This is a genomic window from Vibrio marinisediminis (assembly GCF_014050145.1).
In the GTDB taxonomy this organism is placed as follows: domain Bacteria; phylum Pseudomonadota; class Gammaproteobacteria; order Enterobacterales; family Vibrionaceae; genus Vibrio; species Vibrio marinisediminis.
Genome location: NZ_JACFYF010000001.1, coordinates 750,176 through 772,005 on the forward strand (window position 1 = coordinate 750,176; position 21,830 = coordinate 772,005).

19 protein-coding genes are annotated in these 21,830 nt (G+C 43.9%); 9 read left to right on the forward strand and 10 right to left on the reverse strand.

Annotated elements, in window-relative coordinates:
- Both H2O73_RS03445 and H2O73_RS03450 read right to left on the reverse strand, forming a co-directional pair.
- Nucleotides 1-660, reverse strand: coding sequence for a transglutaminase-like cysteine peptidase (locus tag H2O73_RS03445; RefSeq protein ID WP_182106948.1), 660 nt, complete (start codon nt 658-660; stop codon nt 1-3).
- A 48-nt stretch (nt 661-708) separates the two neighbouring features.
- The gene (locus H2O73_RS03450) at nt 709-2,100 is read right to left on the reverse strand and encodes an HlyD family type I secretion periplasmic adaptor subunit (protein WP_182106533.1); all 1,392 of its coding nucleotides are present in this window, start codon (nt 2,098-2,100) and stop codon (nt 709-711) included.
- A 225-nt stretch (nt 2,101-2,325) separates the two neighbouring features.
- On the opposite strand from H2O73_RS03450, the gene pdxH reads away from it, so the two are divergent.
- Nucleotides 2,326-2,961, forward strand: a complete 636-nt coding sequence (gene pdxH, locus H2O73_RS03455) for a pyridoxamine 5'-phosphate oxidase (protein WP_182106535.1) — start codon at nt 2,326-2,328, stop codon at nt 2,959-2,961.
- A gap of 13 nt (nt 2,962-2,974) precedes the next feature.
- On the opposite strand, the gene H2O73_RS03460 is transcribed toward pdxH, so the two are convergent.
- The 3 genes from H2O73_RS03460 to H2O73_RS03470 form a co-directional block, all read right to left on the reverse strand.
- Complete coding sequence (locus H2O73_RS03460) at nt 2,975-3,685, reverse strand: helix-turn-helix transcriptional regulator (protein ID WP_182106537.1); 711 nt, start codon at nt 3,683-3,685, stop codon at nt 2,975-2,977.
- 304 nt (nt 3,686-3,989) lie between these two features.
- Complete coding sequence (locus H2O73_RS03465) at nt 3,990-5,816, reverse strand: SUMF1/EgtB/PvdO family nonheme iron enzyme (RefSeq protein ID WP_182106547.1); 1,827 nt, start codon at nt 5,814-5,816, stop codon at nt 3,990-3,992.
- A 152-nt stretch (nt 5,817-5,968) separates the two neighbouring features.
- Nucleotides 5,969-7,069: a PEGA domain-containing protein gene (locus tag H2O73_RS03470; RefSeq protein WP_182106549.1), complete on the reverse strand. Its 1,101-nt coding sequence runs from the start codon at nt 7,067-7,069 to the stop codon at nt 5,969-5,971.
- A gap of 425 nt (nt 7,070-7,494) precedes the next feature.
- Here H2O73_RS03470 and H2O73_RS03475 point away from each other — a divergent pair, with 425 nt between their 5' ends.
- The 6 genes from H2O73_RS03475 (at nt 7,495) to H2O73_RS03500 (ending at nt 14,945) form a co-directional block, all read left to right on the forward strand.
- The gene (locus tag H2O73_RS03475; protein ID WP_182106551.1) at nt 7,495-8,301 is read left to right on the forward strand and encodes an AraC family transcriptional regulator; all 807 of its coding nucleotides are present in this window, start codon (nt 7,495-7,497) and stop codon (nt 8,299-8,301) included.
- Nucleotides 8,302-8,491: 190 nt separating this feature from the next.
- Complete coding sequence (gene putA, locus H2O73_RS03480) at nt 8,492-11,614, forward strand: bifunctional proline dehydrogenase/L-glutamate gamma-semialdehyde dehydrogenase PutA (protein WP_182106553.1); 3,123 nt, start codon at nt 8,492-8,494, stop codon at nt 11,612-11,614.
- A 16-nt stretch (nt 11,615-11,630) separates the two neighbouring features.
- The gene (locus H2O73_RS03485) at nt 11,631-12,326 is read left to right on the forward strand and encodes a 1-pyrroline-5-carboxylate dehydrogenase (RefSeq protein WP_182106555.1); all 696 of its coding nucleotides are present in this window, start codon (nt 11,631-11,633) and stop codon (nt 12,324-12,326) included.
- 156 nt (nt 12,327-12,482) lie between these two features.
- Nucleotides 12,483-13,973, forward strand: coding sequence for a sodium/proline symporter PutP (gene putP, locus H2O73_RS03490; RefSeq protein WP_182106557.1), 1,491 nt, complete (start codon nt 12,483-12,485; stop codon nt 13,971-13,973).
- 129 nt (nt 13,974-14,102) lie between these two features.
- Nucleotides 14,103-14,381, forward strand: a complete 279-nt coding sequence (locus H2O73_RS03495) for a hypothetical protein (protein ID WP_438696033.1) — start codon at nt 14,103-14,105, stop codon at nt 14,379-14,381.
- A 96-nt stretch (nt 14,382-14,477) separates the two neighbouring features.
- Complete coding sequence (locus H2O73_RS03500; protein WP_182106559.1) at nt 14,478-14,945, forward strand: Lrp/AsnC family transcriptional regulator; 468 nt, start codon at nt 14,478-14,480, stop codon at nt 14,943-14,945.
- Between the two features lie 86 nt (nt 14,946-15,031).
- Here the strand turns inward: H2O73_RS03500 and H2O73_RS03505 are convergent, their stop codons facing one another.
- Together H2O73_RS03505 and H2O73_RS03510 are read right to left on the reverse strand one after the other, a co-directional pair.
- Nucleotides 15,032-15,736 carry a DUF445 domain-containing protein gene (locus tag H2O73_RS03505; RefSeq protein ID WP_182106561.1) on the reverse strand — a complete coding sequence of 235 codons (705 nt, stop codon included), beginning with the start codon at nt 15,734-15,736 and terminating at the stop codon, nt 15,032-15,034.
- Nucleotides 15,737-15,822: 86 nt separating this feature from the next.
- On the reverse strand, nt 15,823-17,676 hold the full coding sequence (locus tag H2O73_RS03510; RefSeq protein ID WP_182106563.1) for an ABC transporter ATP-binding protein: 1,854 nt from the start codon (nt 17,674-17,676) through the stop codon (nt 15,823-15,825).
- Between the two features lie 295 nt (nt 17,677-17,971).
- On the opposite strand from H2O73_RS03510, the gene H2O73_RS03515 reads away from it, so the two are divergent.
- Nucleotides 17,972-18,955 (forward strand): arginine deiminase-related protein, encoded by a 984-nt coding sequence (locus H2O73_RS03515; protein WP_182106564.1) that lies wholly within the window; start codon nt 17,972-17,974, stop codon nt 18,953-18,955.
- A gap of 55 nt (nt 18,956-19,010) precedes the next feature.
- Here the strand turns inward: H2O73_RS03515 and H2O73_RS03520 are convergent, their stop codons facing one another.
- Both H2O73_RS03520 and H2O73_RS03525 read right to left on the reverse strand, forming a co-directional pair.
- Nucleotides 19,011-19,928 (reverse strand): polyprenyl-phosphate transporter, encoded by a 918-nt coding sequence (locus H2O73_RS03520; RefSeq protein ID WP_182106566.1) that lies wholly within the window; start codon nt 19,926-19,928, stop codon nt 19,011-19,013.
- A 108-nt stretch (nt 19,929-20,036) separates the two neighbouring features.
- Nucleotides 20,037-20,777: a PilZ domain-containing protein gene (locus H2O73_RS03525; RefSeq protein ID WP_182106568.1), complete on the reverse strand. Its 741-nt coding sequence runs from the start codon at nt 20,775-20,777 to the stop codon at nt 20,037-20,039.
- A 166-nt stretch (nt 20,778-20,943) separates the two neighbouring features.
- On the opposite strand from H2O73_RS03525, the gene H2O73_RS03530 reads away from it, so the two are divergent.
- On the forward strand, nt 20,944-21,222 hold the full coding sequence (locus H2O73_RS03530; RefSeq protein WP_182106952.1) for a GNAT family N-acetyltransferase: 279 nt from the start codon (nt 20,944-20,946) through the stop codon (nt 21,220-21,222).
- A 58-nt stretch (nt 21,223-21,280) separates the two neighbouring features.
- Here the strand turns inward: H2O73_RS03530 and H2O73_RS03535 are convergent, their stop codons facing one another.
- On the reverse strand, nt 21,281-21,772 hold the full coding sequence (locus H2O73_RS03535) for a GNAT family N-acetyltransferase (protein ID WP_182106570.1): 492 nt from the start codon (nt 21,770-21,772) through the stop codon (nt 21,281-21,283).
- Nucleotides 21,773-21,830: the final 58 nt, after the last annotated feature.

A 21,830-nucleotide genomic window follows, 5' to 3' on the forward strand; every position in this document is an offset into this window, starting at 1 on the left:
CTACTCATCGTAATTTACAATTGGTTTGCGTAATTGGAGCGATTTTTCACGGGCGCGGAGATCATTCCATAAACTTAAGCGTGAGGACTTTCCGGCCAGTTGCCCATTTTTCGATTTCATTAACCAAAGATTACTACCGTTAAAACTGTAGATTGGTAGCAAGTCACGTCTTTTCGTGGCTGTTGTGATTTCTGGGTTAATATTATCAAGAATCAATGGTTCCGCACTTGGGCTTGAATAATAGGCAAGAACCATATGAAATTGATTTAAACTCAATGCTTTAACATACACTAAGCGTAGTTTTTTATCTGAGACTCCAAGCTCAAGCAATGAAAAGTACTTTGCGATTGTAAAGTCTTCACAGTCACCGGCATTGCTGCCCAAAAACTCCAGTGGAGTTGCCCAATAGTCGTTTTTTCCCCATAGACGATCATCATTAACGAAGTTCAATTGGTTAAAAAACTGATTCACCTGTACCAGTTGCTCTCTTTCTGACAAGCTGCGATACACCTGCATTTCAGTGCGCCAAGTGGTAACTCGCCGACCGGCTCGTTCACCATATATTTGGGTTACGTTTTCAACCAGCCTCAGTTCGGAGCGGTTTAAGGCTTGTGATGTCGTTGCGCTCAACAACACTATGGTTGCAGCAATTGCTTTTATCGCCTTTGTCTTGGTGGTTGTTCCCAAGCGTTGCAACTCTATTTACCTCTACTCTTTTAAAGCATTAGTTTTGGCACTCAAAATTGGCTTCAATAGGTAGTCCATAACCGTGCGTTTGCCGGTAATGATATCTACTGAAGCTGTCATGCCAGGAATAATGGGCAGAGATTCATCTTTGTTGAGAGACGTTTCATTGGTACGAACACGAACCAGATAGAAGCTATTGCCTTCCTCGTCGGTTGTTGTATCTGCGCTGATATGTTCTAGAGTACCTTCCAAACCGCCATACTTGGTAAAATCATAGGCACTGAATTTGACGATGGCTGAAAGCTCTGGTCGTAAGAACGCAATATCTTGTGGGGCGATTTTTGCTTCAACCAATAGTGTATCTTCACTTGGGACTATCTCTACGATATCCATACCCGGTTGAATAACACCGCCAACGGTATTGATATTCAATGTTTTCACCGTACCAGTCACCGGAGATATTACAACGGTTCGATTCACTCGGTCTTGTAAGCCAACTGTTGACTCAGACATCGCTGAGAGTCGATCTTGCGCTTCATTGAGTTTCTCTTGCTGCGCAGAACGAAATTTTTGCGCAGCATCGATGCGACTTAACATCGATTCTTGAATAGCAGAGCGTAAGACGGGGACTTTCAGCTCACTTGAGGTCATTTCACGGCGAGTATCGTTTACTTGCCTTTGCAGCTTAAGTAACTCGATGCGCGGCACCACCCCTTCTTCCGCGAGAGGTCTCGTTATCTCAAGTTCCTTGCGAGCAAAGCTGTAACTCTCTCGTAAGTTTCTCACGCGAGCCTGAATTTCAATTAGGTCTTGTTGCTTTTGCTTTACCTGTTGGTCAATAACGGAAAGCTGGTTTCGCAGTTCATTCAGGTCTTGGCGGTATTCTGCCTTTTGTCGCGCAACGAGTCTTGGTCGCTTCTCTTCAAAATCCTCTGGGTAGAAGAGGTTGTCGTAATTTATTTTGACGTTGTCATTCCATGTCTTTGTATTAAAGTCTTCATTAATTTCGACGCTGGCTAACGAAGCAGAAAGCTGAATTACATTGGCGGTGAGGTTGGCGACTTGTTGTTCACGCTCACGAAAGTCAGATCGAAAACGGGTGTCATCAATCAATAGCAGTTGCTGTCCTTTCTCGACAGATTCCCCTTCGTGGACCAAAATCTCTTTAACCAAACCGCCTTCTAAGTTTTGAATAACTTGTACTTGCGATGAAGGTACGACTTTACCTTGTCCTACGGTCACTTTATCGATTTCTGCCCATGATGCCCAAGCAATAGCGATAATGAAGAAAAGCAACATCAACCAAAGCATGATACGAGCGCTACTTGGCGTGTTGAGAAGTAGGGCGGCAGTTTTGTCATCTACGTAATCCAACTCGTCTGAATTTAGACGGTTGTAATTGCTTTTACTCATAAATAGTCCCTGACGTTGATGACAGCATTTTGGTTGATTTTATTCCCTTCGAGAGCAATTGTTAAGAACTTGATATAAATGAGCGGTCTATAAATCGAGAATTAAGTAAACTAAAGGGTGATCCAGTTGGGATTTACTAACTTAAGTCTAGCTTCTGTTCCCGTGCAGCACTTGAGTTATCAATAATATGAGCGCACAATCACGAAAAAATGTTCAGGAGTGAATATGGAACTTGAAGATATTCGACGCGAGTACATTAAAGGTGGATTGCGTCGCAAAGATTTATTGAATGATCCAATAGACCAATTCAACTTATGGTTGCAGCAAGCCATTGACGCAAAAATGATGGATCCTACCGCGATGACGGTGGCAACAGTTGATGAAACAGGTCAACCTTATCAGCGTATCGTACTTTTAAAGCATTGCGACCAAGACGGGTTTGTTTTTTACACTAACCTTGGCAGCCGCAAGGCTCAGCATGTCGAGCATAATGCAAAAGTGAGCCTGCATTTCCCGTGGCACAACCTTGAGCGTCAGGTGAACATCATTGGTGTCGCAGAGAAGCTGTCTACGGTTGAAAACATGAAGTATTTCGCTTCTCGACCAAAAGAGAGCCAAATTGCAGCGTTAGCAAGTAAGCAAAGTAGCCGTATTTCAGCACGTGGCGTGTTAGAAGGTAAATTCTTGGAGTTGAAGCAAAAATTTGCCAAAGGTGAAATCCCTGTACCGTCATTCTGGGGGGGATACCGCATTAGACCAACCAGCATTGAATTCTGGCAAGGAGGAGAACATCGATTACATGATAGATTCCTCTACTCTCATGAAGAGAACCAGTGGGATATTGACCGTCTCGCACCATAAAAAAACGCCGCTACTAAGCGGCGTTTTCACTATATAAAGCAACGGAAAGCTGCGTTTTGAGTAATGTCTGCGGTATGCAGGAGCCATAGCCTCGCTCTAAAGCTAAGTCGAGTAGATGGGCTTTGCTATGAGCGCAGAACTTTGTGCGTAATCGCGCAACATATCCTTCAAACGTCTTAATCGAAATTCCCATCGCAGCAGCGATAAAAGTGGGCTTTTTCCCATAAAGTAATAGAAACAACACTTCTTGCTCACGAGGGGTCAAATTTTCACGCTCTTTCGATGATGCTTCCCATTTGGTTTCTTTCAAACCTGAGAAAATACCCGTCGCTCGGCAAACCCAATGTCCCACTTCTAGAATAGCGGTTTCAGTTAAGTCCTGACCATAGAAAATAGAGCCTTGTACGTTGCCCTCTGAGTCGTACCATGGTTTTTTGCTAAATATATGTGCGCGCCAACTGCCATCAGGATAGGGATGAATATCAAGCACTTTTAAAGAGCATTGGTTTTCAATTACAAACTTGTCTTGCTCACGAAAATCGCGGGCACAGTTTGCGGTTTGGCAGGGTATTTGATGATCGGAAAGTCCTTTCACTTGTTCTGCTGATTGTAAGCCAACGAGTTGGGCATAAGCATTATTTGCGTAAACAAAGACAGAGTTTAAATCTTTGCATCCCCAATAGCCTGGTAACTGGTTGACCAGCGAATCAAAATTAATATTCACTGACGTTGCCTAGAATTCTTGTATATGAGACTTATGACGAAATGGTATGTCATTCTAGTAGATGAGGGAATAAAAAAAGCCAGACATCTCACAATATCTGGCAAATACAAGAATAATTCTTGTCGACGTGTAGAAGAGGTTCTACCACTCAGCGAGGGTAAGCTGAGCAATAGAGGTATCAATAATAAATTATTGATACCGAGATCACGTGTTTACCACTTGACCTCGAGGTGTAATTTATCGCGAGGACTGAGATCGAGGAAGGGGGGAAATCCCCCCTTCGATTTGTAAATGTGATCCAGCGCTAGTTTATAGTTCTAACAATACGGAAGCCAACGTAGTTAGCCGCACTTGCAGAGGAGAGGTACAAACGTTCGTGGGCGACGGCTTTCGCCGGAGAAAAGTTCCACGCCCCGCCTTTTGCAATGCCTTGAGGGTTATTGGTCCATTGCCAAATATTTCCGACGGCATCGTATATACCAAGAGGGTTAGCTTTAAAGGCATCGACTGGCGCTGTACTGCTGTTTGCCCATGGTGAGCTACTCCATCCGGTATTTGCGTCTCCAGTAACAAAGTGATTGCCCCACCAGTAATCGGCTTGGCTACCAGCTCGGGCTGCAATTTCCCACTCATCTTCACTTGGTAATCGATATTGGAAACCGGTTTGTGAACTCAGCCATTTTGCATAAGCATTAGCGTCGTTTCGGCTGACACAGACAACAGGAGAGTTTGAGGACTGTTTAAAGCCAGGATTACGCCAGTAGCTCTTTTCAACAGCAGTAACTTCGCCATTCTCCATTGCGGTACAGGTGTTTTTCATCTCTGCATCGGTTTGGTAATCCGTTTGGCGCACAAAGTGGTCAAATTGACTAACCGTGACAGGGGTTGCTCCAATTCCGAAAGCATGATCAAGGAAGAATTGATTAGAGGCATTTTCACCAAGCATATATTCGCCAGGAACAATAGCGACCAACTGCGGCGCTTTGATGCTACTACCGATTAAGTCCGCAAACTTATCCCCGGCTTTAAGTTCGTTGGCTTTTTGTTTCAGTCTTGCTCTAAAGCTGCGGTCTGAATTGAGCGCAAGGTTTTGCTCAAAAGTACGATAGCCTTCTTTTTTAACCACTAAATGGTGTTGTCCAATTGGCAGCATAATCTCGACAGGCGTACTGCCGTAAGACACGCCATCAACAAACACTTGGTCATTGTACTGATTAGAACGAACATCCAGCGTTACCCAAGCAATTTCTTGTTCATCTTGAAATTGTTGTCCAGAGACATAGCCTGGCTTGAAGCAATACTGCTTATCAACACCAAGCAGTGAACACGCGGCACTTTCATTTGGGCGAGCTTCAAGAGAGACGTCAAGCATGGTTCGATAACGTTCACCGTCGTAAAAGCCGGAGCTATTTGCTTTGTGGCGTAGTACATGGATATTAAGTGCCGCTTTATGAACATTGGCTTGGACGATTTCCGATTCTGTGGTTTGTTCAATCAGCAAGGCTTGGAATGTTTTTACCGCTTTCTGAAGTGCGAGGTCACGTGTCTGTGTATCACATTGAGCAAGAGTCATGTCTGACTGACAACGGTTAGTGAAGCTAACACTGACTTCCTGTTCAGGCGTAAGTTCAGCTTTGAGCCTTTCGACTCGTGCACGAATCTTGCTCTCATCAAATTGGGCAATATCTTTTTCAATCGCGCTGACTTTTGCGTTATAGGTGATAAGAAGCTGCTTCGCTTCTTCCACTTTTTGCTCGCTATTAAGCCGCTCATTTTGATTCTGTTTGAGGTCTTTCCAGACATCTTGGTAGGCAGCTTGTGTTGCAGCGAGGTCGACACTAGGGTCGTCAATCATGCGTTGATAATCAGTTTCTAGCTGAGTTTTGGCCGTTTGGAATTTCTCGTTAAGAGCTTTTCCTTGTTGCTGAATTTGCGTTAACTCTTGTTGATACTGAGAAACAGTGGCTTGCTGTTCTTTACGAGTTTGCTGAGCGTCTTTAAGTTCTGCATGCTTCGAAAACAGCTGATCTTCAATGACAATCACCGTATTAACAGGGCTTTCAGCCAATGCATAACTGCTTAACAGGCATGGAGACAGTGCCAGAAAAAGAGTCGAGAAACGTGTTAGCATCGTCGTATTTCTATCTTATATTAAATCTATTTTGCTATTCTAAACGAAAACGCCACTTTGTCTTAAGTTATCGTTATATAACTTAGAAGCAAAATGGCGCTTTCGTTCATCTTTGTGAATTGGCTCGTTTTTATTGTAAAGAACTAGTTACGTTAGCTTTGTTCTTTAGAACGAAGTTTTACCCACACAGTGTCATTATGGCTGACGGTAACTTCACGGTTGTACGTTTGGTAGCCGTCTTTGGAAACCGTTACTTTATGTAGCCCTTTTGGTAGCAATACTTCAACTGGAGTGCTGCCATACTTGATACCGTTGATGATGACGCTATCGTTGTACTGGTCAGAACGAACCGTCATGCTGATCCAGTTTTTGTCTTGCTGTTTCTTCTGCGCAAAAGTGTCGTTCTTTAAACAGTAACGAGAAGAGACATTCAACATTTTACAGGCAGCAGTCGCTTCTGGTTTTGCTTGAAGTTGTGCTTGTAATTCAGTGAAGTAACTGTTGTTGCCTTCAAAACCAGCGCGAATAATTTGGCTCTCTTGAACGTGAACATTCAACTGAACACCATTCGCATTCTGTTTAGCTAAGGTTGACTCTGTCAGTTTTTCCATTAGCTGAGCTTTAAATGCTTTAACGGCTTTTTGCTTGGTCAATTGTTGACCTTGGCTCGTACACTCGCCCAAAGTCATCGTTGCTGAACAATTCGTTTTGAAGCTAGTTTGCATCACATCGCCTTCACTTAGCTCTGCAGCTAGGCGCTTGACGCGTGCTTCAACTTTTTGTTCTTCAAGGTATGAAAATTCAGAGCTCAAACGGGCCTGTTTTTGCTTGATTTGAGAAAGGCGAACTTCACTTTCTGTTGTCAATTGCTGGTTTTCAAGCAAGGTCGTCTGATTATCTTTCACCGCTGACCATGAATCTTGGTAAGCCTTTTGAAAGCTCATCAAATCGATATCAGGGTCTTCAAGCAAACGGCTATATTGTTTATCTAAAGCAGATTTGGCGCGATTACGTTTAGCGTTTAATTCTTGCTCATCACGTTTTAGCTTTGCGTTTTCATTTTGCAGTTGCTGAAAGCGTTGAGCTTCAGAATCGTATTCTGCAGCCGTGGTGCTTAATTCTGACTCTTTATTGCTCAATTTTTCATCGATGACAGCAACAGGGTCAGCGGAAGCTTCTTCTGCAGCTATCGAAGTCGATAGCCAAAATGGGCTTAGCGCGAGCAAAAGCGCTGGGATGCGACGTGTGATCATAAGTCTCTACAAAAATTACGTATTAATTCACTGAATATTATAAATATTTAAGACATTGCTTTGACAGTCCGTTGATTCACGGTTGTACACCAAGTGTCTTGCATATCCTTTGGGCACTTACAGCCGATAGACTAACATAAGTTTATAAAAATAAACCTAAAGTGCTACTCATTATTTTGTGCAGTTCACGGAAATAAGCAAGAAAAGATTAAAATTACACAATACGTTAATGTTGTAGAAGTGACATTGACCGTAATTTATGTGCACTTGATCATTCTTCCGAGGCGAAAATTTGTGCAACTGTGTGAAATTATAGCGAAAATTTATTCGCTATAATGACTGTTAAGCAATGGGATAATTTATTCAGAATTTGCTGTAATTATTATACCATCGACCTCTACAACAAGCCTTAGTAGTGCCAACCTATGAGCGACCAACACAAAACACCCACATCATTGAATATTATATTACCTAAGCCAGCTGAATTGGTGACGCTACCTTCCTATATGGATTGCCATGACCATCATTACACCCAGATTGTGATTGGACTAAAAGGGCAGGCTGAATTTGAGGTAAACGGCTGTGGTAGTTTGGTCGGCCCAGGGCAAGGTTGTGTTGTGACATCCGGTTCCGGACATGCGTTTGGCGGCGTTGTAGAACAATCGGATATATTAGTGCTCAATATGCCGTTACCTAGTCAAGCAGAACCCTTGATGTTGCAGCGTCTCAATGATCTAAATCAGTCTGAAGTGTATTTTCAGCTTGATGTTCAAATCCAGCGACTGATTCATATGTTGGTGACGGAAATGCAAGCTAGTCCTGATGATTTATTGTTGAGTCGTGCATGCAACGACACCGTAATGGCGCTACTTCAGCGTCATACCTCAACGTTACAACTGAGCCGCAAAGAATCTCGTTTTGATCTTGATGCGATTGATCGTTATATAGAACAACATCTCACCAAGAAGATTTCGGTCGCTCAATTGGCTGGCAGTGTCTTCTTAGGCGAAAGCCAATTTCATAGCTTGTTTAAAGATCAGCTTGGGATCACTCCTCACCAATATGTGCTGACCAAACGTATTGATATGGCAAAACAATTAATTGAGCAACGTAATTTGACCTTAGGTCAAATCGCAGAACTGACTGGTTTTTCTGGGCAAAGCACGTTCGCCCATGCTTTTTCTCGCCTTCAAGGTATCTCCCCATCGCAGTATAAGAAACGAATTGGTTAATTTGTAAGATTAAAATGACCAAATATTTTGCCTAATTGGGTGTGATCGTGTTTTTGTTTTGTTACATAACGAAGTTTTAAGCAAATTATTCGGAGTTTTTGACAAGTATTCGCAACAGCCTCACAATACACTGCTCGCCATTGTAGTAAATCTGCTTAATGGAAAGCAGGTGTGAGATTGAGGAATACGTATGTTTACAGCAACAGATGTGTTGAACGCTGAATTTATTGAGCAGCCGCTTGATGAGTTGTGGGCGTTGATCTCGCCACTTTATATGGTGGACGAATCACAATGGTTAGAGCAGCTTTTACCTCTTGCAATGGTGAGTAAAGAGGAGAAAGCACAAACCGCGCTCAAAACCACTCAACTTATCAAAGCCATTCGTGCCGATAAAAAATCGATTCAGATGATCGATGCATTGCTTCTTGAGTACAGCTTAGATACCCAAGAAGGTATTTTGTTGATGTGTTTAGCAGAAGCATTAATGCGCATTCCAGATTCTGGCACCGCTGATGCGTTAATTCGCGACAAACTTAGCGTTGCCGATTGGAAATCACACCTTAAAAATTCAGATTCAGTCTTTGTTAATGCGTCTACTTGGGGCTTGATGCTAACCGGCAAAGTGGTTGGATTAGCCGATACGCAAGAACCAAGCCCAGGACAAGCGGTTAACCGTTTGGTGAACAAGCTTTCCGAGCCAGTGATCCGCCAAGCCATGAACCAAGCGATGAAAATCATGGGGCACCAGTTTGTGCTTGGACGCAGCATCCAAGAAGCACAAAAGAATGGACGCGCGATGCGTGACAAAGGGTTTACTTACTCTTATGACATGCTTGGTGAAGCAGCGCTGACCGCAGGTGATGCTAACAAATACTTTAAAGATTACTTAATGGCGATTGAATCGGTTGGACGAGATGCAAGTGCATCGAACGCGAGCCCTGCGCCATCGGTCTCCATCAAATTGTCGGCTCTTCACCCTCGCTATGAAGTCGCGAACGAACAGCGAGTCATGACCGAACTGCATGATTCCTTGCTTCAATTGTTGGTGCGCGCCAAAGAGATGGACGTCGCGATTACCATTGATGCTGAAGAAGCTGACCGCCTTGAACTTTCATTGAAGCTATTTGCGAAGTTATATCAACACCCTTCGGTAAAAGGTTGGGGCAAGTTTGGCTTGGTTATTCAAACTTATTCCAAACGCGCTTTACCCGTTTTGGTCTGGCTAAATCGTTTAGCTCAGCTGCAAGGGGATGTTATTCCACTGCGCCTAGTGAAAGGTGCGTATTGGGATAGTGAGATCAAGTGGTCACAGCAAGCGGGATATAGCAATTACCCAGTTTATACTCGAAAAGAATCGACTGACGTAGCGTACTTAGCCTGTGCTCGTTTCCTTTTGAGTGAGGGGGTGCATGGCAATATTTACCCTCAGTTTGCTAGCCACAATGCTCAGACAGTCACTTCGATTGCACAAATGGCAACGCATAGTGATTATGAGTTCCAACGTTTATACGGCATGGGCGAGTCTTTGTATAACCATGTGATGGAGACTTACCAGCAACCGGTGAGAATTTATGCTCCAGTTGGCAGCCATAAAGATCTGTTACCTTACTTGGTTCGCCGATTGCTTGAGAATGGCGCCAATAGTTCATTTGTTCATCGTTTAGTTGATGCACGCTGCCCAGTAGAAAGCCTGACAACCCATCCGGTTGATGCTCTGTTGGCGTTTGAAAGCTTCAATAATCGCTCAATTCCACTACCGCCAAGCATCTTTCCAGAAAGAAAGAATGCCATTGGTGTCAATGTTGATATCGAGAGTGAAAATGCACCATTGGAAGCTGAAGTATCACGTTGGATGGAACATCTGTGGACGGCAGCTCCAATCATTAACGGACAAGCGATTTCCGAAAGCATGATCAAGGATGATGCTGATAAAGTATTCGTCACTGCCCCTTACGACCGTCAAATCGAGGTGGGAAGTGTGCTCTTCGCAAACCTTGATCATGTTTCCCAAGCTATTACTAACGCAGAGCATGCTTTTGCCGATTGGAATCAATTGCCCTTTGATCAACGTGCTGCACCACTGAATACGCTGGCAGAGCTACTTGAAACCAATTTGGCTGAATTGGTGGCACTATGTCACAAAGAAGCGGGCAAGACGATTCATGATGCCATTGATGAAGTTCGTGAGGCTGTTGATTTTTGTCGATTCTATGCCAAACAGGAGAACGCTCTAGCCCCAGTTACTCTACAAGGGTTTGATGGTCAGCAAAGAACGATTCATCGCGAAGGACGCGGCGTGTTTGTGTGCATTAGCCCATGGAACTTCCCTTTGGCCATTTTCCTTGGTCAGATTACCGCGGCGTTGGTGTCAGGTAATACGGTTGTTGCAAAACCGGCAGAACAAACCAGCCTTATTGCGGCTCGCGCGGTTGAGTTGATGCTTGAAGCGGGCTTCCCTGCTGGTGTCATTCAACTATTGACGGGACGTGGTGCGCAAATCGGTGCGGCGCTCACGACTCACCCTGCAATTTCAGGTGTGGCGTTTACCGGCTCAACTCAAACTGCTCAACGTATTAACCAATCTTTGGCAGCTCGCGATGCGAACCCTGTGCCGCTAATTGCCGAAACGGGCGGGCAAAACGCGATGATTGTTGATAGCACTGCTTTACCAGAGCAGGTAGTACGTGACGTGATTCGCTCGGCATTTGCTTCGGCTGGTCAGCGCTGTAGTGCGCTACGAGTCTTGTATGTTCAAGAAGACATTGCCGACCGAATTATTACTCTGATTCATGGCGCAATGGAGCAACTTTCCATTGGTTTGCCCTATCTCCATTCAACGGATGTCGGCCCGGTTATTGATCAACAAGCCAAACAGAAACTGCTTAAACATATTGAGGTTATGGCAGAGCAATTCAAAACCGTTAACCAGTTAACACTCGGTGAAGAGTGCGAACACGGTGACTTTGTACCGCCTTGTGCGTTTGAAATAGATGATATTCGTTCGTTGGGTGAAGAACAGTTTGGTCCGATTCTACATATTGTGCGTTACAAGGCGCGCGATCTTGCCGATGTTATTGCGCATATCAATCAGACGGGTTACGGCTTGACGTTAGGTATTCACAGCCGAAATGAAACCACTTACCGCTGGATCGAGAAACATGTACGTGTGGGGAATAGCTACATCAACCGTGACCAAGTAGGGGCGGTAGTAGGTGTTCAACCATTTGGTGGTCAGGGTCTATCGGGTACAGGACCAAAAGCGGGTGGTCCACACTACCTGTTCCGCTTTACTCAATCAGTAACAAGCCAATAAGAGCAAGGAGATAAAAATGGTTCATCATGTTGTGAGTTTTACCAACGCCTTCTCTGCTTGGGAGAACTGGAACTTAACTGACTTTGACTCAAAAAGTGGTGCGTTATTGTCATTAAAAAATGCCTTAGCATTAACACAGCCTCAGTATGCTGAAGTGGTGGCTTTTCACTTAGAACAAGCATCCAGTTTACTGTCATTTACGCACGAGTTGGTTGGTCCAACGGGAGAGAGTAATGAGCTTTACACCGCAGGACGAGGCGTTTGTCTAATTGCGGTTGAAGAAGTGAGTGAGTCAGCAAGGATGGCGACATTAGCACAGTGCACCGCTGCGCTGGTGGCTGGCAATAGTGTTGTCATTTGCAGTGACGATAGCGACTTTACACAAGAATTAGAGGCGGCTTATCAACAGTCATCTCTACCCATGAATCTGCTTCACTTTGCCTCGTTCGATGCCGTTAATCAGGTACTTGAATCTGATGTGAGAGTGTTGGGATTTGTTGGTTCACAAAACGGGGAGAGAAATCTGAACCGTCAGTTAGCATCACGCCAAGGCGCGATTGTTAACTTGGTATCGGAGACAGATTTGGTCACATTGAGCGTGGCTCATGATCCCCATCTTTCGCTTCGGTTTATTACTGAGCGAACCAGAACAATAAATATAACTGCTGTGGGCGGTAACGCGACGTTGTTAGGTGCATCGGACCCTCATTAATCTGAGGTAAAGAAGCCGATACCAACCTAAACAGGCACGAATAATCAGATGCTTATTTAGGTTGGTCTATTGTCAGCGTGCTCACAAATCCATTGATTGAGGTGCCATGGAGGACACGTTAGTTAATGGAATTTCTAAAAATATGAGGAAAATCAAATGGGAAATAGCTTCGCTATTACAACCACGTTTATTGCTTACTTAATTCTTATGTTAGCAATTGGCGTGATTGCATATCAACGAACGAAGAACTCAACAGACTACTTTCTAGGTGGGCGCTCTCTAGGTCCGTGGCCTGCAGCACTCTCTGCGGGTGCTTCAGATATGAGTGGTTGGTTACTGTTAGGTCTACCAGGTTATGCTTACGCTGCAGGTATTGAAGCGTTCTGGCTAGCTGGTGGTCTACTGGTCGGTACTTGGGCTAACTGGTTAATCAACGCCAAGCGTCTACGTACATACAGTATCACGACTGATGCATTGACGATTCCGGAGTTCTTCTCACGTCGTTTTAATGACAATTCGAAAATGATTCAGACCATCTCGGCGTTCTTCATTCTTCTGTTCTTCCTTTTCTACACGAGTTCTGGTTTGGTTGCAGGCGGCAAATTGTTTGAGACTGTGTTCGGTTTGGACTACACCGTAGCCGTTATTATCGGTACCATTTGTGTTGTATCGTACACGATGTTTGGTGGCTTCCTTGCGGTGTCTTGGACGGATTTGGTTCAAGGTTTGCTGATGGCAGCTGCATTGATGATAGTACCGATTGCAGCAATGCAAGGTGATTTTGGCGACCTATCAAGCAAGCTAGAAGCGATAAATCCACAGCTGTTAACACTATGGAATGACTCTAAAGGTGAGCCACTTTCTGCTGTTGCGATTATCTCATTAGTGGCTTGGGGCTTAGGTTACTTTGGTCAGCCACATATTCTGGCGCGTTTTAAAGCAACTCGTAGCAATAAAGATCTTACAACCGCTCGTCGTATTGCCGTTGTATGGACTGGTTTGTCGATGGTTGGCGCGTTGCTAGTGGGTCTTGTTGGTTTGATTTATGTGACGAATAGCGGTGGTGTTTCACTGGATGATGGTGAAAAAATCTTCATGCTGTTGGTGAACGCGATGTTCCACCCAGTGGTTGCTGGTATTTTACTGGCGGCTATTCTAGCGGCAATTATGAGTACTGCCGATTCACAACTACTGGTTTCTTCTTCAGCGCTAGCGGAAGACTTCTATAAGCAGGTCTACAAGAAAGATGCGACGACAGAAGAAGTTGTAACGGTAGGTCGTGTTGCAGTTGTTGCTATTTCTATCGTTGCGTTGTTCTTGGCAATGACACCAGATAGCACCGTACTTGGTCTTGTTTCATACGCATGGGCTGGTTTTGGTGCTGCGTTTGGTCCAGCGATGGTTCTTAGCCTTTACTGGTCTCGTATGAATCGTAATGGTGCGTTAGCGGGTATCATTGTCGGTGGTGTGACTATCGTTGTTTGGAAACAACTTTCTGGTGGTCTATTTGACATGTATGAGATAGTTCCGGGAATCATTTTCTCTGCCTTAGCGATTGTTGTGGTTAGTTTGATAACGGGTGAGCCGGATGAAACGGTTAAAGCGCAACATGAGAAATTCAAAAAACAGCTAGTAGAATTGGAATAATCCTCACATTAAATTTGCGAGTCAACTCAGCCCTGCATAGCAGGGCTGAGTTGCTTTTCCACTCTCTAAATCTTTCTGCGTCACACTTTTTCAAGAAAAACTTCATTAATTGGAACTAGAAGTCTATAAATGGGTCAACTTCATGGACGATTGAATTCACCGGGAGAAATGGAAATGCCTCATGTTTACTGCGATTGCTGCCACAAAGTCACTGCGCACAAAGTTGTGTTAAAGCGCTGTGAGAACTCAAACATTTCATTTTTGCGTTCATTGGTTTGCTTTTTCGCAACGGTTCTTCAAGGCGATCACTACGTAAAAATGGAGAAACAATATTTTTGCCGTGGTTGTAACCGCCAAAATGAATTCTCGCCAGCATCCGCTTCAATGGCAAATATTAAGACCGCTTAACAAATTCTTACCGAAGCTTGTTTTTAAAATAGAGGCATCTGTGATTATATTGTTCTGCTAATGTTGCGTTAATGGAATTAATTAAAGCGGTGCATCATGGAATTAGATCGGATAGATCGTGAAATATTGCGTATTCTTCATGCTCATGGGCGTCTACCTATTGTAGAGCTTGCCAAACGAGTTAATTTAACTACTTCTCCTTGTTCAGACCGTGTAAAACGTTTGGAAAAAGAGCGCTTCATTACAGGCTATCATGCAGAGCTTAACTCAGAGAAGTTAGGGTTTGATGTGCAAGTCTTCATTCATATTCGACTCGATCAAACGTGTTTTTCAGTGTTTGAAAAGTTTGCCCAAGCGGTGAATCAACTACCTGAAGTCGAGGAGTGCTATTCTCTTTCGGGTGACTTTGACACCATGATTAAAGTGCGAGTAAAGAGTATGAAAGAGTATCAATACTTTATGTCGAAAAAACTCGGTAGTTTGCCAGGGGTAATTCAATCACGCAGTGAGGTGGTGATTGAAGAGCACAAGTCGAGCAATGGTGTGAGCGCAGAATTGATTTAGTGGAAGGTAGAGATAGAGGCGAACGAAAAGAAGTTCGCCTATTTAACAGTGACTAACTGCTATGCGCAACTCGCCTTTGTACTAGGTTAGGCAACAAAAGATGAGACAACACCGATCAAGCCACCAAACACGCCACCCCAGACAACAAGCCAGCCAAGATGTTCTTTAATCATCTTTTGCACCATCTCTTTAACGATTTGAGGGGTTAACTCGTTTAAGCGTTGGTCGATGATGTTTTCAATATTGGTTTTGATTTCATCCATCATCGCGGGGGCTTCGAATTGTGCTTTCAACGCTTCTTTTACCGTCTCACTTTGGCTGATCTCGACCACTGACTGCTGCATTTTTTCAACGAATGGTTGCTTAAGTGGTTGCAAAGCTTCTGTACCACCAAGCATCGCCAACATGCCACCAAATGATGAGTTGGCAATCACTTCAACCAATGAGTCAAAGGTTGGGTTGAAATCGACTTTCTCAATCACAGGCTCTAGGTTTAGCGTTTTTCCGCCCACCATCTCTTGGCTTAGAAACTTATCGATATTAGTGTCATTGAAGAACTGATCCATCATCAAGCTCTTGATGGCAATTTTAAATTCTTCAAAGCGCGCGGGAATAATACCTGATCCGTATAAACCGGGTACTTTTTCAAACAACATGTGCACAGCAAGCCAGTTGGTAATCGCGCCAGAGAAAGCGAATAGACCCGCATAGAAAGCCAATTGGTTGTCATAGACATGCCCGCCAGCAAGCAGTGCTAGCGCAATAATATTAGTGAGTAAGCTTTTGTTCATTGATGCATACAGGTGATTCTAAGATGCGGGGAGTATAACCAAGAGTTCGGTTGGCAAAAAGCCCTCAGTGCGAGGGCTTGGTAATATTATGCGCTTTTTGGCTCATCTTGTTGTGCACCAAGGAAACCGCCAGTTTGATGCGCCCATAATTGTGCGTATATGCCATGGTTTTCAAGCAGTTCATGGTGTGAACCTTGCTCAACAATTTTGCCTTGGTCAATCACGATTAAACGATCCATTGCTGCAATGGTCGACAAGCGGTGGGCGATAGCAATCACAGTTTTACCTTCCATCAACTCATAGAGGCTCTCTTGAATAGCCGCTTCAACTTCTGAATCAAGTGCTGAGGTGGCTTCATCTAGAACCAACAAAGGAGCATCTTTCAACAGTACACGAGAGATGGCGACTCGCTGACGTTGACCGCCAGAGAGTTTTACGCCGCGCTCACCCACTTGAGCATCATAGCCAGTGTTGCCGAAAGGGTCATTCAAGGTTTCAATGAACTCGTGAGCGTGGGCTTGCGCGGTAGCACGTAGCAACTCTTCTTCGCTGGCATCAGGTTTACCGTAGAGGATATTTTCTCTAATTGAACGGTGAAGCAGTGAAGTGTCTTGTGTGACCATACCAATATTGCTGCGCAGAGACTCTTGCGTGACATCAGAGATTACCTGGCCATCAATCTTGATCTTGCCTTGCTCAACGTCGTGAAAACGTAGCAATAAGTTCACCAATGTTGATTTGCCAGCACCTGAGCGTCCAACTAAGCCCACTTTTTCACCCGGTTTTATGTGTAAGTTTAGGTTGCTGATCACGCCTTTTTCTTTGTCACCATAGTGGAAGCTAACGTCTTCAAATTCGATACTGCCTTGAGTGACTACCAACGGTTTAGCGCTTTGCTTATCTTGGATATCGATAGGTTTTGAAAGGGTTTTCATTCCATCGACAACCGTACCCATATTTTCAAATAGAGCACCAACTTCCCACATGATCCACATCGACATACCGTTGATCCGCAGCGCAAGGCTGATGGCAATAGCGATAGAGCCGATGGTGATGGCGTTGTCCATCCACAAATAGATAGAAAGTGCACCAATAGAGAAGACTAATAAGTAGTTGGTGATCTCGACTGCCACATCAAAGCCTGTGACTAAGCGCATTTGGCGGTATACCGTCTGCAGGAACCCTTGCATTCCTTCTTCTGCGTATTCTGTTTCACGCTGGCTATGAGAGAACAGCTTAACGGTTGAGATATTGGTATAACTGTCGACGATACGCCCTGTCATGAGGGAACGCGCATCTGCTTGCTCTGTCGCCACTTGTTTGAGTTTCGGTACGAAATAAATTTGGATGGTGATGTAAGCGGCTAGCCAAACTAGCATTGGGATCATTAATCGCCAGTCAGCCTGTGCCAACAGAACGATCATGCTGGTGAAATAGACAGAGACATAGACAAACACATCCATACTCTTCATTACGGTTTCACGCACAGCAAGGGAGGTTTGCATTACCTTAGTGGCAACACGACCTGCAAAGTCATCTTGATAAAAATTCACGCTTTGCTTGAGCAAATAACGGTGTGCTAACCAACGGATAGACATTGGATAGTTGCCTAGCAGAGTCTGGTGAACAAGTAGCGAGTAGCCCACCACCATGACCGGCATGACAATCAGCAGTAATACGCCGTAAAAGATGAGGTCAGCTTGGTTATCTTGCAAAAAGGTCTCTGGATTGCTGTTTGAAAGCCAGTCAACCAAATTACCCATGGCACCAAATAACGTAACTTCGACGATAGCAACGATAGTTGCCATGATCGACATGATGATAAGGGGAACCTCAAAGCCACGTGTGTAGTAGCGGCAGAAGGCAATGATTCCTTGTGGAGGTTGGTTTGGCTCGTGTTCGGGGAAGGGTTTAGTAAAACCTTCAAATTTCTTAAACATACATCGTCCTAAAGCGTAACGGCAGGGCTCTAATCGAAGGGGAGTTACGCATGGTATTGAATACCGCTATGTTAGCGTGTTCACAACAAAATTGTAACTATCCAGGTGTAAACCTCGAGGGATGTATAAGCAAAAAAGCATTTAGAGTACGAATGACAATAAAATATCTGGTTTTATCTCGTAATTGCCGTTCAGATCCCTTTTATAGGACTTAATTTACTTAAAAGTCAGTAATTTTTTTGATAGTTTTGCATTTACAATCATCTAATAATAACAGCAAATGGAGTTTGTAAAGATGTTACAAAAGCAAACCCTAGTAGATATATCTGATTCTTCCCCTACAAAACATAATGCAAACTGTGTGGTGATGGTGCCACCAAAAGAATTTGGTTTTAACCCTGAAACAGCTAAGGACAATGAGTTTCAACAAGGCTCGGCATTAGATGCCGAAACGTTGCGTGATAAAGCAATGACCGAGTTTGAAACCATGGTATCGCAGCTTAGAAATGCGGGTATTCAAGTGATCGTACTTGATTACACTATTGGCGATGAACCAACACCGGATGCCGTATTCCCGAATAATTGGTTTAGCACAACCGCAAAAGGGGAGTTATTCACTTTCCCTATGGCTTGTGAGAATCGTCGCCGAGAAGTTAGGCTAGAAGAATTACGTGAAGCGTTAGAAATGTCAGGTAGACATATTGATGCTGAACACTCTTTTGAGCACAACTTGGATCAAGATGCTTACCTAGAAAGTACCGGTGTGATGATTTTTGATCACACCAATAGAACAGTTTATGCGGCGCTCTCGCAGCGTTGTGACCGAGATGTTTTAGAGCAATTTGCACAGCATGCTGGTTACTCGAGAGTGGTCTCTTTTCAAACCTCATTACCATCGGGTAAACCGATTTATCACACTAATGTAATGCTTGCGATTGGCGAGCGTTTTTGTGTGATATGCGATGAAGTGATCCCACAGTATGAACGCACTTTTGTGGTCAAGTCTCTTGCTAAAGACAAGCAGATTATTTCGATTACGCTTGAGCAGATGAATGCGATGTGTGGCAACGTGCTGCAGTTAGAGTCAGTCAACGGCGAGAAATTGATTGCCATGTCTCAGACTGCGTTCGATGCATTTACACCGGCGCAGCGCACTCAGTTAGCCAGTCATGGCAAGTTACTACCGATTGATGTGAGTACCATCGAATCAGTGGGTGGCGGCAGCGTAAGGTGCATGTTGGGCGAAGTGTTTCTACCCGCGCGGTCACGCTATCTATAAAAAAAGGGTCAGCAAAGCTGACCCTTTTTCGTTCTGGTGTAAGTGCGAGAGCAGCTTAATTTGAACGTTGTGCGTATTTTTCTAAACCGAGCACTAACGCAATCGCCACCAACATCATGACAATCGCCATGCATAGTTGAGAGGATTGATTGAAGATATGTTCGTAATCAAACGGTGACAGGTTGTGTTGTATTAACGGTACTTGCTCACCTTTAGAATTTACTCGCCAAGTGATGGTCTCTTTCCACGGCCAGATTTTAGGCAGAGTGCCAATCATCAAACCAGTTAAGAACATTAATGTGGCGTCACGAAAGCGCTTGAGCAGCCAAGATAGCACATGCGAGAAGCTTAACAGTCCAAGTACACAGCCAGTTAAAAACAGCGCTAAAATACCAATATCGAACGATTTCACAGCGGCAAGAACCGGCGTGTACATACCAATGAGCAGTAAAATAAAACTGCCTGAGATGCCTGGTAGAATCATTGCGCAGATGGCGATTGCCCCCGCAATCACGACATTAATACTGGTGGGCTCCATCTGCAGCGGTTTCAGGACTGTGATGCAGTAAGCAAACGCAATACCAATCAACAAAAACGTCCAGCGGCTAATGGTTTTCTGTTCGACTTGTTTAAGGATATGGAATACCGACACTAAGATCAGCCCAAAGAAAAAGGACCAAATTGGGATTGGGTGGGTGGCAAGTAACCATGAAATCAGTTTGGCCAGCGTGGCAATACTGGTAAATACTCCACCAAATAGCGATATAAGGAACCAACCATTGATATGGTTAAAGGCAGCCTTGAATCCTTCACGTTTCCAAATGCCAAGTACGCTTGGGTTTATGCGGCGAATACTTTCAAGAAGTGTATCGTAGATGCCTGTAATAAAGGCAATAGTTCCCCCTGACACTCCGGGAACAACATCGGCAGCGCCCATGGCGATGCCTTTAAAAAAAGTGCTTAAGTAATTCATTCTATTTTAAAACGATTTTTGATGGGCAGAGTATACCCATATTGATGTCAAAAAAGTATGAAAACAGAGTAGTAAACCGCTCTGAAATTGAGAATGCCTGAAAGGTATTTATTGAAGAGAGAGCTTACTGCCATCAAATTTAAGATTGGCCAGTAGTGATTTTGCTACCTTCTTTCCGTCATCGTCGAACATTACGCCGTAGCGACGTTTTTGTGACGCTTGTTTAACGTTACAAATTCTGCCCGTTAGTGGTTCAAATTTATGCGGTGCGTTTGATGACGATCGAATATGTAACTCAATATCTTCGCCTGCGTTAAACGGTCGAGTGAGTGATGGGGTGACATATAAACAGCCACTCTTCGATAGATCTTTGATTTCGCATTCAATTCGGTGATTAGTACTGTGTACTTTTGCCGCTAAGTTTACTTCATAGCGTGGTTCATTTCGCAGTGGCGAGGTTTGCATGGTTTGAGGTATCGACATCGCCACCATAGCGATTGGCGTTCGAATGATATGAAGAATCTGGCTACGAAAGGTGAGAATAGCGCCTTCTCCACGCGGGGAGATTGCTCGGATTGTTGCCCAGAATCCTTCTTGAAAAAATGCGAGTAACTTATCTTCAGATAACTTTGGCAGTTCCACTAAAATCATATGATTAGAATGAGTGCCAATTAAGTTACTTTTTGCTCGAAAACTGGTTCCTACAGGCGTCACAATACCAATATTCAATTCTCGACCGTGATCGAGCATTGCGAGACCATCAACACTCGTAATGGTTGCTGGTGTTCGAGAGTCATTACTATGTTGCTGAGCTGTTGCTTCAGTGGTTGTCCCAGTTTGGGTCTTCATTTAGCCACCATCATCCCGTTGGTATTATTTGTAGTTCTATATGGCTATCTAACCGTTTAATTAAATAGCCAAAGGGAATATGAGTTCAATTCTATTTAGCCTTGGCTCTGAGTTCAAACTACAATTTATATATATGTTTGAGTTGGTTGCCAATTTATAAGTGAATATTATGTATGAAGTTACATTTGATCAAGCAGATCAAGAGTTTCGTGTGTTATTAGAACGAGAATTATACGCGATTGTGAAGTTCGAACGACAAGACAACGTTTTTGTTATCACTTCAACGAAAGTACCGGACTCTCTACAAGGTAAGGGGTACGGTAAGTTGATGATGGAGCAAGTCTTGCCAGAAATTGAAACCATGGGCGGCAAAATTATTGCTAAATGTAGCTTTGTTGTCAGTTATCTTGAAAGAAACCCGCAATGGCAGCATTTGCTCGTTTAACTTTGTTGTAAATTGGCGCAGAGTTTGACTGCTTGCTGATAACTTCTGCGCCTATTGGTTAGCGCTTAATGCGCGCCATATAGTATGTGTTTATATACTCACCATCTCTAAACACGGAGCATTCTGCTTCGCCTTCAACCACAAAACCAAATTTTTTGTAGCATGCGATGGCTGTTTGATTATCGCAATTGACTTCAATTTGAATACGCTTGATTTGCAGCCAGTTGTCGGCAAGGTCCAACACACTTTCGATTAGTTTAGAGCCAACACCTAACCCATGATAGTTATCATGAACCCCTAAACCAAAGGTGCCACAGTGAAGAAGGCGAGGTCTTTGTAGGTGTTCAAAGCCAATATTACCGATGACTTTGCCATCAATTTCGGCGACAAAACTGTAAATATGTTCTGGTTTATTTTCTAAGCGCTGTCGCCACATGGCTTCACTAGGGAGTGGCAGTTGCAGAGTCTCTCGATGAGCTTTTGGCTGAGCATACAGTTCAGCAAGTGCTTTTGCATCCGTGATTTGAGTTGGTCGAACGACGATTTCCATAATTATCTCCACAACTTAGCTTCTTTTATTTTGTATATCATGGAGGCATGCGAATTTG